The following is a 13,178-nucleotide window of genomic DNA, read 5'->3' as shown; positions in this document are numbered from 1 at the left end:
CCTGCCCGTTGTCCGGCTCAGCCGTCGCGGTGCCAACGGCACCCGGCACCGGCCCGGTCGGGATGAGTGCCCCGAGGCCCCGACCCAGACCGCCCCGAGGACGGTTCTTCATGCCACGCCTCCCAGCGAATCGTCCGCACTACGCATTCCGGCCCACCGGCTCCTTCACGCCCCGCTCGGCGATCTCCTGGGCGGCCTCGAAGTAGCTCGTGGCACCCCGCGAACCGGGATCGTAGGTCATCACCGACTGGCCGTAGCTGGGTGCCTCGGACACCCGCACGTTGCGAGGAATGACGGCCTGGAGAACCTTGTCGCCGAAATGGTTGCGGACGTCCTGCTCGACCGCGTCCGCCAGGCGGGTGCGTCGGTCGTACATCGTCAGCAGGATGGTGGAGACGTCGAGCTTGGGGTTGAGGTGTTGCCGCACCAGGTTGATGTTGTTGATCAGCTGGTTGAGCCCCTCCAACGCGTAGTACTCGCACTGGATCGGGATCAGCACCTCCTGGGCGGCGACCAGGGCGTTGACCGTGAGCAGGCCGAGCGACGGCGGGCAGTCGATGAAGATGTAGTCGAACTGCCCCGGGTAGGCGGTGATCGCCCGGTCCAGGCGCGACTCCCTCGCCACCACCGACACGAGCTCGATCTCCGCACCGGCGAGGTCGATCGTCGCGGGCACGCACCAGAGGTTCGGAATACCCTCGACCGCCTGCGCCACCTCGGACAGCGGCACGCTGTTGATCAGGCAGTCGTAGACGTCCGGGATGCCGGTGTGGTGCGGCACGTTGAGCCCGGTCGAGGCGTTGCCCTGCGGGTCGAGGTCGATCACCAGCACCCGGTTGCCGTGCAGGGCGAGCGCCACCGCAAGGTTGACGGTGCTGGTGGTCTTACCCACGCCGCCCTTCTGGTTCGCGACGCACATGACCCGGGTCCGGTCCGGCCGAGGCATGGTCACCTCGCCACTGGGATTCAGGATCTGCACGGCGCGCATCGCCTCCATAGCCAACGGTGGGTCATCCTCTTCGCGCGTCGGGGTTTCACGTGAAACGTACGTGGAATTCGCTGCCACGGCTGCCAGCGCCTCGGCCGACGCGACCGGCGGGTCGGTAACCGTCGGCGTCGCGTCCCGAGTTGCCGCGCTGGGCTGTTGCGGAACGGCCGGTTCGAAGCGGACGGCTGCGGCGGTGTTTCGCCGCCCGGAGGCCGGTCGCACCTCCGAGGCGTTGACCGGCCGGGTGAGGCCATCCGACGCCCGACGAACGGCCGTCAGTTCCGGGGTCTCCGGTCCGGCCGCTGGTTCGTCGGGCACGGCCTCTGGATCGCTGTCCGCTGGCCGGGGCGACGACCCCGGCGCGCCGGACGACCAGCTCGGGTAGTCGGTTTCACGTGAAACAGGGTCGCTGGTTGACCCGGTCACGCGTGGTTCGTCGTACCTGCCGTCGTCATGCACCTGTCATCCCTGCCCGCTTCGGATGGTCGGTCCGCGCCCCGGTCAACTTGGCCACACCCGCGCTCGCACCCCGGAGCGTACGGCCCCTCGGGAGCGGCCGGAGACCCGAGACGCCGCCGCCCGCTCCACACTATCGACGCGCGGTCAGCCTACGGCGGACGGGCGCGGCCGGTCCACGTCGGGTTCTCATCCCCTCGTCCATCCGCACCGGTACAACGAGGCAACCCACCGGCCGGACGCCCGATGGCGAAAAGCGTCAGCGACGGCGGGGGCGCCCGGCTCGGGATCGCTTGGTGGCGGCCGGACGGGCCGGACCGGTCATCCGCTCGCGAACGATCTCCACGACGGTGGTGGGCGGGTCGATCACGTCGACGCCACAGAGCTGGATGGACGGCTTCCCACCGCCGAGGCGCGCCACCGTTTCGGCGTGCTCCTCGATCTCTGCAGCGGCGGACGACCCCTTGAGCGCCAGCAGCCGCCCACCGCGGACCGCCAGCGGCAGACTCCAGGCCGCCAGCCGGTCGAGTGGCGCGACCGCACGAGCGGTCACCACGTCACCCCTGAGCGGTTCCCAGCCGCTCGACCCGCTGGCTGCCTCGTCGGCCCGGCCCCGGAACACCCGCACCATCCTGGTCAGGCCGAGTCGCTGGACGACCTCGATCAGGAACGATGTCCGCCGAGCCAGGGGCTCGATCAGGGTGATCGTCAGGTCGGGGCGCGCGATGGCCAGGGCCAGACCGGGCAGGCCGGCACCGGAGCCGACGTCGAGCACGGTCGCGTCCGTCGGTATCCGCTCGGCGACCGCGGCGCAGTTGAGCAGATGCCGATCCCAGATCCGAGGTGCCTCCCGGGGCCCGATCAGACCACGGACCACCCCGTCGGTGGCCAACAGCTCGGCGTACGCGGCAGCCACGTCGAGCCGGTCGCCGAAGAGGGTCAGAGCAGCCGCCGCCAGTTCGGGCGGCAGCGCAGCGTCGGCCGGTGACGGGGGGCCGCTGTCGGTGTCCTCACGAGCCGGATCGAGGTCGGCGCTCGGGTTGTCGGGCCGGACAGCGGACGGCCCGGGCGGCGTGCCGCCCGGGCCGGTCACGGCGTCAGCCGTGGTGTCGTCGTGGGTCACCCGGTCAGTCCACCGGCCGTACGACGATGCGGCGGCTCGGCTCGACGCCCTCGGACTCGCTCGCCACGCCGGACATCGCGTTGACCACGTCGTGTACGCACTTGCGCTCGAACGCGGACATCGGGTCCAGCCGGACCGGCTCGCCGTACTCCTTGACCTTCTCGACGGCGTTCTTGGCAACCGCGGCGAGTTCCTTGCGGCGGTTCGCCCGGTAGCCGCCGACGTCTAGCAGCAGCCGGCTCGGCGTCCCGGTCTGCCGGAACACGGCGAGCCGGGCCAGCTCCTGGAGCGCCTCCAGGGTGGCCCCACGCTGACCGACCAGGTTCTGCAGGCCGGCACCGACCACCTCCACCATCGGGCGACCGCCAGCGACCAACTCGTCGATGTCGCCGTCGTAGTCGAGGATGTCGAGGAGCCCCTCCACGTAGTCGGCCGCGATCTCGCTCTGCCGGAACAGGTCGCCCTCGCCCGCCGCCTTCTTCACCCGGGTGCCCGAGGTGGCCTCGGTGTCGTCGTCGGTCTCCGGGGCGTCGGTCTCGTCGTCGTCGTCCACAGCGAGCGGCGTGATCTCCTCCTCGTCCAGGGACTGCTCGGCGTGGGGGATGCTGGTCTCGGTCACGGTCTCATCTCCGTACTCGATCGGCCGGACCGTCGGGTCCGTTGGTTTCCCGGGGCCGGCGGGAGGTCGCCGGTGCCCACGGGCACGTCTGTACGGGCAGTGTCACCCGTGGTCGCGTCACGCGCGGTCGCTTCCGTCCGGCGCCGACCGTACGGCGGCTGCGCGGTGCGGAACGGGCCGCCGACGGTTGCCCGTCGGCGGCCCGGACGAGTCAGCCCTGCCGCTTGGCGGGGCGGCTGCTCTTCTTAGGGTTGGCCGGCTTGGCACCCGGCTTCGGCCCGGCCACCTTGGGCGAGGTCGCCTTGACCGGCGCCTGCGGAGTGGTCTTGCCGCGCCCGAACAGGCCACCCGACTTGGCGGGCTGCACGGGGTTGCGGGCGGCGGCGGGAACGGTGGCCTTCTTGGCGGTGACCGGCGGCGGGAACTTGCGCAGCACCCACTGTTGCTGGCCGAGCGTGAAGAGGTTGTTGGTGACCCAGTAGATGATCACGCCGATGGGGAAGATCGCGCCGGAGATCAGGAGCGACGCGGGGATGCCGTAGAGCATCAGTCGCTGGATCATCCGCTGCTGCGGGTCCTCGGCCCAGCCGGTCTTCAGGATCATCTGCCGGCTGGTCAGGTAGGTCGTGGCGATCATGACCAGCACCAGGACACCCGCGATGATCTTCGTGGTGTTGCCGTTGGCGTTGAGCCGGGCCAACTCGTCGGCGGTGGAGCCGAACTTGCCGGCGAGCGGAGCGGTGAAGAGCTTCGCGTGGGAGGCGCTGTTGAACTGGTCCACGGTCCAGCCGTAGATCGTCTTCTTGTCCTCCGCCTTGAACGGGTCCAGGCGGCGCAGCACGTGGAAGAGGCCGAGGAAGACCGGGATCTGGAGGAACATCGGAAGGCAGCCCATCAGCGGGTTGGCCTTTTCCTTCCGATAGAGCTCCATCATCTCTTTCTGGAGCGTCTCCCGGTCACCCTTGTGCTTCTCCTGCAGCTCCTTGACCTTGGGCTGGAGCGCCTGCATCGCCCGCTGCGACTTGATCTGCTTGACGAAGACGGGGAACAGGATCACCCGGACGGTGACGACCAGGAAGACGATGGACAGGATCCAGGCGAAGTTGGTGCCGATCACCGCGCCGACGGGCACCCCGATGGCGTCCCAGGCAGAGTGCCAGGTCAGCAGGATCCACGAGATCGCGTAGTAGATCCAGTCGAGACTCAGACTCAATTCGGGGCTCCAGTCACATCAGCGCGGCGGCGGCCGCCCGGCTCCGGCACCGGGTCATGTCCACCAGGGTGAAAGGGGTGGCAGCGCAGCAGCCGTCGGACCGCCAGCATGGCTCCCCGAAGCGCGCCGTGCCGGGCCACTGCCTCCTGGGCGTACGCACTGCACGACGGGTAGAACCGACAGCGGGCCGGCAGTGCCGGACTTATCCACCGACGGTACGCGATGATGGGCGCGATCAGCACCTTGGCACCGGTTGACGTCGGGCGCGGGGCGGCCGGGCCGGCACTCATCGGGACCGCCGCTCTCGTGGCGAGCGGGCGGCGGCGATGGCGGCGTCCAGGTCGGCGGCGAGTCGGGGGTACGACGCCTCGGCCGCGGCGGGCAGCGCCCGGACGACGAGGGTGCTGCCGGCGGGCAGTGCGGCGAGCCGCTCCCGCACCAGCGCGCGCAGCCGGCGGCGGACCCGATTGCGGACCACCGCGTTGCCAACGGCCTTGGACACGACGAAGCCGGCGCGGCCCGGCGCGGAGGAATGCTCCACCCCGGTGTCCCGCGCCGGCTCCGGCGAGGTCGGTGTGCTGGGGCCAACGGGCGTCGACACGGTCAGGTGGACCACGACGGCACCTCGTCCGGCGCGTCGGCCACCGCGGACCGCTGCGGCGAAGTCAGTGCTGCGCCGTAGTCGCTGTGCGGCGGCCAGCACGACTGCCCACGTCCCCTGGACCGGCCCGGTCGGCTCAGGCCGACAGGGTGGTGCGACCCTTGGCGCGACGGCTCGACAGGATGGCACGGCCGGCACGGGTGCGCATGCGCAGCCGGAAGCCGTGGGTCTTCGCGCGCCGGCGGTTGTTCGGCTGGTAGGTGCGCTTGCTCACGTCAGGCTCTCCGTTTTCGTACGCGCCCCGAGCGACGGGATCGCCGGGGTCGTGGGGTGGTCCAGGCCACCTCGACGGTGGCCCCCGATCGGTGCTGCCCGGCGGAGCGGGACCTCGGCGATGCGGGGATGCGACCGCGGACAGCAAGCACCCATCACCCTAGCAGAGGGCGAGATTGCAGCCGCTCCAGCCTACGCAGGGGTGCAATGACCGTCAAACACCCCGCGGAGGTGGACATCGGGACGCGCCCGGGACCGAAGGGGCGGTTTTCGCTGATACCGAGAAGGACCCGGCCACTCCGCCGGTTGATGGCGCAGGGACAACGCTGTTACCGTGCCCGATTGCGGTGAGCGTCGGATGCTCCGGTCGTCGCGCGCAGGGCAAGACCGGACCAGGTAGTGAATCGTTCGGCACGGTGAACCCGCTTCAACGCCCGTTCAGGCAGGGGCAGGTCCCACCCGCGTCCGGCGGCCACAATCGGTCGGCACACAGGCTGTGGATAACCTGTGGACGACCGTTGGTCACCCGTCCGGGTGGGTGATGTTCCACCCGCGAACGCAGCGGGCCCGGAACGGCCGGCTGGCAGACAGCGGCGGCCGGGAGCTTCAGGCGAGGGGGTGGCACGACGGTGGCCGGTACGACCGACCTTGCCGCGGTGTGGTTAGCGGCGACCGACGAGCTCGCCGACGAGATCATCTCCGCTCAGCAGCGCGCCTACCTCCGACTGACCCGGCTGCGGGCGATCGTCGAGGACACCGCGCTTCTCTCCGTCCCGGACGCGTTCACCCGGGACGTGATCGAGTCCCGGCTGCGCCCGGCGATCACCGAGGCTCTCACCCGCCGGCTCGGCCGGCCGATCCAGGTGGCCGTCACCGTACGGGTGGCCGAGGACGCCGCCGGCCGCCCAGCCGGCACCGTCTACCGCAGTGCCCCGGAGCCGGGGCCGATCGACGCGGAGGGCTCGCCCGTCGGGCCGTTCGAGGACGATCACCACGCGGGGCGGTCGAATCCCGACGCGATCATCCCCGAGCAGCCGTACCCGGCACGGACGCCCGAGCCGGGTCCGCCAGCGGCACCGGCCGGTCCGCCTCCCGCGTCGACCCTCGACGGGCACCGGTCAGGGCTGATCCCCACCAGCCGGGACGGACAGGAGGCACTGTTCAGTGCCGCGTTCGTCGAGCCGCAGCGCTCGTCCCGTTCGGGCCAGGACCGGCGCGGTTACGACGAGCAGACCACCCGGGTGGACCCGCCCGGCCCGGACACCCGGCCCTACGAGCCCCGCTACCGGGAGGACGCGGCGTCGCCGCGGGACCAGCACGTGATCCGTGCGCTGCCCCGCGACAGCGGAACCGACAGCGGCCCGGGTCGTGTGGATCATCGAGCGGGAGGCCGCGACGATCGCCGGCTGCCCGGCGCCGACACCGGCGGCAACCGGCTCAACCCGAAGTACATGTTCGAGACGTTCGTCATCGGTTCGTCCAACCGGTTCGCCCACGCGGCGAGCGTGGCGGTGGCCGAGTCGCCGGCGAAGGCGTACAACCCGCTGTTCATCTACGGCAGCTCGGGGCTGGGTAAGACGCACCTGCTGCACGCCATCGGGCACTACGCCACGACGCTCGGCAACGCCCGGTCGGTGCGGTACGTCTCGACCGAGGAGTTCACCAACGACTTCATCAACTCGCTCCGGGACGACAAGACCAGCGCGTTCCAGCGGCGCTACCGCGACGTCGACATCCTGTTGATCGACGACATCCAGTTCCTGGAGAACCGCGAGCGCACCCAGGAGGAGTTCTTCCACACCTTCAACACCCTGCACAACGCCAACAAGCAGATCGTGATCACCTCGGACCGTTCGCCGAAGCAGTTGGCGACACTCGAGGACCGGATGCGGACCCGGTTCGAGTGGGGCCTGCTCGCCGACATCCAGCCACCGGACCTGGAGACACGGATCGCGATCCTGCAGAAGAAGGCGGCGCAGGAGCGGATGTACGCCCCGCCGGACGTGCTGGAGTTCATCGCCTCCCGGGTGTCGAACTCGATCCGGGAACTGGAGGGAGCGCTGATCCGGGTGACCGCGTTCGCCAGCCTCACCCGGTCGACCGTCGAGCTGTCGTTGGCCGAGGAGGTGCTACGGGACTTCATGCCCGACGGCGCCGGTCCGGAGATCACCGCGGACCAGATCATGGTTTCCACGGCGGACTACTTCGGTGTGAGCCTGGAGGACCTGCGCGGTCAGTCCCGCTCCCGGGTCCTGGTCAACGCCCGCCAGGTGGCCATGTACCTGTGTCGGGAGCTGACCGAGTTGTCGCTGCCCCGGATCGGGCAGGCGTTCGGGGGCCGGGACCACACCACGGTCATGCACGCCGACCGCAAGATCCGCCAGCAGATGGCCGAGCGGCGCTCGCTCTACAACCAGATCGCCGAGCTGACGAACCGGATCAAGCAGAACACCTGAGGGGTACGCGAGCCGCAGCGACGGCACGCGGCCCCCGGGACACGCCCGGCCGGATCTTCGGCCGGGCGTTTTTTCGTCTTCGACAGGCGCTCCGGCTTGACCCTCGACATGGTGCAGACCACAGCATCGACGCCGTGTCCACCTCGATCCTCACTCGTTGTCCACAGCTCGTTGTCCACCGCCGGTGGATAACTACGGTCCGTCCTTCGCTGGTTACCCACAGGCTGTGGAGAAACCCTGTGCACGACGCTGTGGACGGCTGGGGACAACGCCTCGGTTGTCCACCGACAACCGCCGCCCTGTGTACGACCTGTTGAAGGTTCTGGGGATGACGGCAATGGTGATCTTCTTGGTCGTCCACAGGCATGGGGAGAAAGTCGGTGGATTACCGGTGGACAACCGGTGGACAACGGTGGACAACCAGCCGCCGCGACCGGGCTGTGGACAGGCAAGGCGGTTGTACCCCCGGTTCTCCACAGCTAAATCACCGGTGGATAACCTGTCTGAGCTGCGCATACCCGGGTTCTCCACAGTTTGCACAGGTGCGATGAAGACGATGAGTTATCTCTTCTAAGAGAACAAAAACCAATCATCACCGTTGGGCTTTCTGTGGATCGTGCCGAACGCTGCCGGATCAGCCGGTCAGCACCGACACGAACCACGGGGTCGGGCGCACAGCCGATGCCCCCGCGCCCTAAGGTGCGATGGGTACCCGCACGGTTGGGCGGGAGGTAGGCAGCGGTCGGCATGAGAGAGTTGTCGCTGACGTCGACGCGGAGGCATTGATGAAGTTCCGAGTAGAGCGCGACGCGCTCGCTGAGGCCGTGGCCTGGACCGCGAAGAGTCTGCCGAACCGGCCATCCGTACCGGTGCTCGCCGGCGTGATGCTCCGTGTCACCGACGGCAACCTGCGGGTCTCCGGGTTCGACTACGAGGTCTCCAGCCAGGTCACCGTCGAGGTGCAGGGCGATGCCGACGGCGCCGCGCTCGTCTCCGGCCGCCTGCTCGCCGAGATCACCAAGGCGCTGCCGGCCAAGCCGGTGGACATCGCCGCGGTCGGCGCCCACCTCGAGCTGGTCTGCGGCAGCGCCCGGTTCACCCTGCCCACCATGCCGGTGGAGGACTACCCGGCGCTGCCCGAGATGCCGCAGAGCACCGGCACGGTCGACGCCGCGGCGTTCGCCACCGCGGTCGCCCAGGTGGCCATCGCCGCCGGCCGCGACGAGACACTGCCGATGATGACCGGCGTTCGCGTCGAGCTCTCCGGCAGCACCCTGTCGATGCTCGCCACCGACCGCTACCGGCTGGCGCTGCGCGAGATCCAGTGGTCGCCGGACGACCCCGACGTGAGCATCAACGCCCTGGTGCCGGCCCGCACCCTGAACGACACCGCCAAGGCGCTCGGCCCGATCGGCGGCGAGGTCACCCTCGCCCTCGCCCAGGGCGCGGCGGGCGAGGGCATGGTCGGCCTCGCGGGCGGCACCCGGCGGACCACCAGCCGGCTGCTCGACGGCGCCAACTACCCGCCGGTGCGTTCGCTCTTCCCGGCCACCCACAACGCCGAGGCCCGCGTGCCGGTCAGCACCCTCATCGAGGTGGTCAAGCGAGTCGCGCTGGTCGCGGAACGGACCACCCCGGTGCTGCTCAGCTTCAGCGCCGACGGGCTGGTCGTCGAGGCCGGTGGTTCCGAGGAGGCGAGGGCCAGCGAGGCGATGGAGGCCACCTTCACCGGTGACGCGCTGACCATCGGCTTCAACCCGCAGTACCTCATCGACGGCCTGGCCAACCTGGGCTCGCAGACGGCCATGCTCGCGTTCGTCGACGCCTTCAAGCCCGCGGTGATTTCTCCCGCCGGCGAGGATGGCGAAGTCATCCCCGGGTACCGGTACCTCATCATGCCGATCCGCGTGTCCCGCTGATCGCGTTCAGCAACACCCAGATCCACGGAGGTAGGAACAGATGCAGCTCGGCCTGGTAGGACTCGGCCGGATGGGCGGCAACATGCGCGAGCGGTTGCGGGCGGCCGGCCACGAGGTGATCGGCTTCGACCACAACGCGCAGCTGAGCGACGCGGCGACCCTCGCCGAGCTGGCGGCCAAGCTCGAGTCGCCGCGCGCGGTCTGGGTCATGGTCCCCGCCGGCGTCACCGACGCCACCATCGACGAGCTCGCCGAGGTGCTCGGCGAGGGCGACATCATCATCGACGGCGGCAACTCCCGGTTCAGCGACGACGCCCCGCGGGCGGAGCGACTCAACGAGCGCGGCATCGGCTACATCGACGTGGGTGTCTCCGGTGGTGTCTGGGGCCGGCAGAACGGCTACGGGCTGATGGTCGGCGGTGCCCAGGAGCACGTCGACCGGCTCATGCCGATCTTCAGCGCCCTCAAGCCGGAAGGCGAGTTCGGCTTCGTGCACGCCGGGCCGGTCGGCGCCGGGCACTACTCCAAGATGGTGCACAACGGCATCGAGTACGGGCTGATGCACGCCTACGCCGAGGGCTACGAGCTGCTCACCGCCTCCGAGCTGGTGACCAACGTGCCGGGCGTCTTCAAGTCCTGGCGGGAGGGCACCGTCGTGCGCTCCTGGCTGCTCGACCTGCTGGACCGGGCCCTCGACGAGGATCCGGAGCTGGCCGACCTGAGCGGCTACACCGAGGACACCGGCGAGGGCCGGTGGACGGTCGACGAGGCGGTCCGGCTGGCCGTGCCGCTGAACGTCATCACCGCCTCGCTGTTCGCCCGGTTCGCCTCCCGGCAGGACGACTCGCCGGCCATGAAGGCCGTCGCCGCGCTGCGCCAACAGTTCGGCGGCCACGCCGTCCACAAGCGCTGAGCGGTATCCACACCCTGTGTACGTCCACCGGCTGGAACTGGTCGACTTCCGCTCGTACGAGCGGGTCGCCGTCGACCTCCAGCCGGGGGCGAACGTCCTGATCGGCGCCAACGGCGTCGGCAAGACCAACCTCGTCGAGGCGCTGGGCTACGTGGCGACCCTGGACTCGCACCGGGTCGCCACGGACGCGCCCCTGGTCCGGATGGGCGCCACCTCGGCGGTGATCCGCTGCGCGGTGACGCACGACGGGCGGGAACTCCTTGTCGAGCTGGAGATCGTGCCCGGCAAGGCCAACCGTGCCCGGCTGGGCAGATCTCCGGCGCGTCGGGCCCGGGACGTGCTCGGTGCCCTGCGCCTCGTGCTGTTCGCCCCGGAGGACCTGGAGCTGATCCGGGGCGACCCGGCGGAGCGTCGCCGCTACCTGGACGACCTGCTGGTCAACCGGCAGCCCCGGTACGCGGGTGTACGGGCCGACTACGAGCGGGTGGTCAAGCAGCGCAACGCCCTGTTGCGCACCGCGTACCTGGCCCGCAAGACCGGCGGGTCCCGGGGCGGCGACCTCGGCACCCTGGCCGTCTGGGACACCCACCTCGCCCAGCACGGCGCGGAACTGCTCGCCGGCCGGCTGGAGCTGGTCGCCGCGCTGGCGCCGCACGTTTCCAAGGCGTACGACGCGGTGGCCGCCGGCCGGGGCGCTGCGGGCATCGCCTACCGGCCGTCGATCGAGCTGGCCGAGCCGACCACTGATCGGGCCGCGTTGGCGGACGCGTTGACCGCGGCCCTCGTCGCGTCCCGCACCGCCGAGATCGAACGAGGCACGACCCTGGTCGGCCCGCACCGCGACGAGTTGGCGTTGACTCTCGGCCCGCTGCCCGCCAAGGGGTACGCCAGCCACGGCGAATCCTGGTCGTTCGCGCTCGCGCTGAGACTGGCCGGGTACGACCTGCTGCGCGCCGACGGTATCGAGCCGGTGCTGGTGCTCGACGACGTCTTCGCCGAGCTGGACACCGGACGCCGGGAGAGGCTGGCGGAACTGGTCGGCGGGGCGAGCCAGCTACTGGTCACCTGCGCGGTGGACGACGATGTGCCGGCCGCGCTGCGCGGCATCCGCTACCAGGTCGGCGAGGGGACGGTACGCCGTGTCGGATGAGTCGGGCACCAACCGGGGAGATGCCGGCCGGCGGGCCGGCTCGGGTGACGCGGCGGCCGCACGTACCCCCGGATCGGGAACGACCGGCGGCGCCGACGCGGGTGGGCAGGCCCCCGCCGGGCCGGAGCTGGCCCGGGCGGTGCTCGACGCGGCGCTGTCCCGCCGGCAGGCGGCGGCCCGAGCCCGGCGTACCCCTGGCGGTGGCGGGAGTGGCGACGGCGCCGGCGGCTCCGGGCGGCGGTTGCGCGGCTATTCCGGCCCGGGCCCCGACCCGCGTGACCCACAGCCGCTCAGCGCGGTGCTGAACCGGCTCGTGAAGGCGCGTGGTTGGCAGCAGCCGGCGGCCGAGGCCACGGTGTTCGGCGCCTGGGAGCGGGTGGTCGGCGCGGAGGTGGCCCAGCACAGCCGGCCGGTCAAACTGGAGAACGGCGAGCTGACCGTGGAGGCCCGCTCCACCGCCTGGGCGACCCAGCTGCGGCTGCTCGCCGGTTCGCTGCTGCAGCAGATCGGCCGCGAGGTCGGCCACAACGTGGTGCGCAGGTTGCACATCCACGGCCCGGCGGCGCCGTCCTGGTCGAAGGGGCCGCGCCGGGTGCGGGGTCGGGGGCCTCGGGACACCTACGGCTGAGCGGGCTTGTGGGCCGCCGCTCGGCCCCACGCAGCCGGTCAGGCGTCGGCGTAGACGGCGAAACCGCGCTCGGTGCAGCGCCGGTAGAACGCCGCCAGCACGCCCAACTCGGCGCAGGTGAAGTTCCACTGCGGCGGATCGCCGCTCTCGTCGCGCAGCGCGTCGAGCCGGCTGTCCAGCCAGCGCAGTTGCTGCTCGGCCAACCGCCCGTCACCGAGCAGCGAACGCAGCACGGCGCTCACCGATTCGAAGGTGACCGCCTCGCCGTGGGGGCGGTGACCGGCCACGAACCGCTCGATGCCGCCGGCGATCCAGGCGCAGCCGTCCGGATCGATCACCGGATCCTCGTCCTCGGCGGCTGCGTCTGTGGCGTACAACACACCTTCGAGACCGAGCAGCAGATCCACCAGCACGGTATACGCGGTCGCCCGGACGGTGCCGGTCTTCGCGATCAACTCGGCCAGCGCCGCCGTCGGCGCGGAGATCCGCGGCAGGTCGACGATCTCGCCGAAGTCGACGAACTCGGCCGGCGCGACCGGATCATAGAAGCGGCCGGTCCGCGGCCAGTGCACCGCGACGTTGTCCAGCCCCATCTGTCACCTCTTAGAGAGCACGTGTCGGGTCGATCGGGTCGATCGTCCCGGTTCCGCCCCGTAAAGATCAAGGCCGCTTCCGGGGCGCCGCAAACGTACGGCACTGGCGATCCGACCGCGACCCCCGACCCGCCCGGCTGCGGGTCAACCCGTTCGGCGGCGGCGCGTCCGATCGGAGGCTGGCGTGTGGGGGGAGTCGCGGGCAGCGGGGTTCTGCCGGCTACGGACTTCTCAGCCGCCTCGTTG

General features: G+C 70.7%; 13 protein-coding genes. 5 read left to right on the top strand and 8 right to left on the bottom strand.

Going from position 1 to position 13,178, the window contains the following annotated elements:
* Positions 1 to 139 precede the first annotated feature (139 nt).
* From ACLJN9_RS08825 to rpmH, 7 genes are all read right to left on the bottom strand, one after another.
* Positions 140 to 1,210 carry a ParA family protein gene (locus ACLJN9_RS08825; protein WP_410810806.1) on the bottom strand — a complete coding sequence of 357 codons (1,071 nt, stop codon included), beginning with the start codon at positions 1,208 to 1,210 and terminating at the stop codon, positions 140 to 142.
* Between the two features lie 493 nt (positions 1,211 to 1,703).
* Positions 1,704 to 2,414: a 16S rRNA (guanine(527)-N(7))-methyltransferase RsmG gene (gene rsmG / locus ACLJN9_RS08820; protein WP_410810805.1), complete on the bottom strand. Its 711-nt coding sequence runs from the start codon at positions 2,412 to 2,414 to the stop codon at positions 1,704 to 1,706.
* 157 nt (positions 2,415 to 2,571) lie between these two features.
* Positions 2,572 to 3,186 (bottom strand): protein jag, encoded by a 615-nt coding sequence (locus ACLJN9_RS08815; RefSeq protein WP_410810618.1) that lies wholly within the window; start codon positions 3,184 to 3,186, stop codon positions 2,572 to 2,574.
* Between the two features lie 211 nt (positions 3,187 to 3,397).
* Positions 3,398 to 4,393: a membrane protein insertase YidC gene (yidC, locus tag ACLJN9_RS08810; protein ID WP_410810804.1), complete on the bottom strand. Its 996-nt coding sequence runs from the start codon at positions 4,391 to 4,393 to the stop codon at positions 3,398 to 3,400.
* Positions 4,394 to 4,395: 2 nt separating this feature from the next.
* Positions 4,396 to 4,689, bottom strand: a complete 294-nt coding sequence (gene yidD / locus ACLJN9_RS08805; RefSeq protein WP_410810617.1) for a membrane protein insertion efficiency factor YidD — start codon at positions 4,687 to 4,689, stop codon at positions 4,396 to 4,398.
* Positions 4,686 to 5,102: a ribonuclease P protein component gene (rnpA, locus tag ACLJN9_RS08800; protein ID WP_410810616.1), complete on the bottom strand. Its 417-nt coding sequence runs from the start codon at positions 5,100 to 5,102 to the stop codon at positions 4,686 to 4,688. The genes yidD and rnpA overlap by 4 nt, the downstream gene beginning before the upstream one ends.
* A 34-nt stretch (positions 5,103 to 5,136) precedes the next feature.
* Positions 5,137 to 5,274 (bottom strand): 50S ribosomal protein L34, encoded by a 138-nt coding sequence (gene rpmH / locus ACLJN9_RS08795; protein WP_007453904.1) that lies wholly within the window; start codon positions 5,272 to 5,274, stop codon positions 5,137 to 5,139.
* A 628-nt stretch (positions 5,275 to 5,902) separates the two neighbouring features.
* Here rpmH and dnaA point away from each other — a divergent pair.
* The 5 genes from dnaA to ACLJN9_RS08770 all read left to right on the top strand — a co-directional run bounded on the left by dnaA (position 5,903) and on the right by ACLJN9_RS08770 (position 12,339).
* The gene (dnaA, locus tag ACLJN9_RS08790) at positions 5,903 to 7,729 is read left to right on the top strand and encodes a chromosomal replication initiator protein DnaA (RefSeq protein ID WP_410810615.1); all 1,827 of its coding nucleotides are present in this window, start codon (positions 5,903 to 5,905) and stop codon (positions 7,727 to 7,729) included.
* Positions 7,730 to 8,514: 785 nt separating this feature from the next.
* Entirely contained in the window at positions 8,515 to 9,648 is a 1,134-nt protein-coding gene (dnaN, locus tag ACLJN9_RS08785) for a DNA polymerase III subunit beta (RefSeq protein WP_410810614.1), read from the top strand.
* A 40-nt stretch (positions 9,649 to 9,688) separates the two neighbouring features.
* A complete protein-coding gene (gnd, locus tag ACLJN9_RS08780; RefSeq protein ID WP_410810613.1) occupies positions 9,689 to 10,561 on the top strand; it encodes a phosphogluconate dehydrogenase (NAD(+)-dependent, decarboxylating) in 873 nt (290 codons plus the stop codon).
* A gap of 16 nt (positions 10,562 to 10,577) precedes the next feature.
* On the top strand, positions 10,578 to 11,711 hold the full coding sequence (gene recF, locus ACLJN9_RS08775; protein WP_410810612.1) for a DNA replication/repair protein RecF: 1,134 nt from the start codon (positions 10,578 to 10,580) through the stop codon (positions 11,709 to 11,711).
* Positions 11,701 to 12,339 carry a DUF721 domain-containing protein gene (locus ACLJN9_RS08770; protein WP_410810611.1) on the top strand — a complete coding sequence of 213 codons (639 nt, stop codon included), beginning with the start codon at positions 11,701 to 11,703 and terminating at the stop codon, positions 12,337 to 12,339. The genes recF and ACLJN9_RS08770 overlap by 11 nt, the downstream gene beginning before the upstream one ends.
* A 38-nt stretch (positions 12,340 to 12,377) precedes the next feature.
* On the opposite strand, the gene ACLJN9_RS08765 is transcribed toward ACLJN9_RS08770, so the two are convergent.
* On the bottom strand, positions 12,378 to 12,932 hold the full coding sequence (locus tag ACLJN9_RS08765) for a hypothetical protein (RefSeq protein ID WP_410810610.1): 555 nt from the start codon (positions 12,930 to 12,932) through the stop codon (positions 12,378 to 12,380).
* Positions 12,933 to 13,178: the final 246 nt, after the last annotated feature.

Source organism: Micromonospora sp. 067-2 (assembly GCF_046549295.1).
In the GTDB taxonomy this organism is placed as follows: Bacteria; Actinomycetota; Actinomycetes; order Mycobacteriales; family Micromonosporaceae; genus Micromonospora.
The sequence above is the reverse complement of the archived record's forward strand: the minus strand, read 5'-3'. Positions and strand labels throughout refer to the sequence as shown.

Coding starts and splice junctions, on each gene's coding strand:
- yidD (WP_410810617.1), bottom strand. CDS start 4,689: ATGAGTGCCGGCCCGGCCGCCCCGCGCCCGACGTCAACCGGTGCCAAG.
- dnaN (WP_410810614.1), top strand. CDS start 8,515: ATGAAGTTCCGAGTAGAGCGCGACGCGCTCGCTGAGGCCGTGGCCTGG.
- gnd (WP_410810613.1), top strand. CDS start 9,689: ATGCAGCTCGGCCTGGTAGGACTCGGCCGGATGGGCGGCAACATGCGC.
- ACLJN9_RS08765 (WP_410810610.1), bottom strand. CDS start 12,932: ATGGGGCTGGACAACGTCGCGGTGCACTGGCCGCGGACCGGCCGCTTC.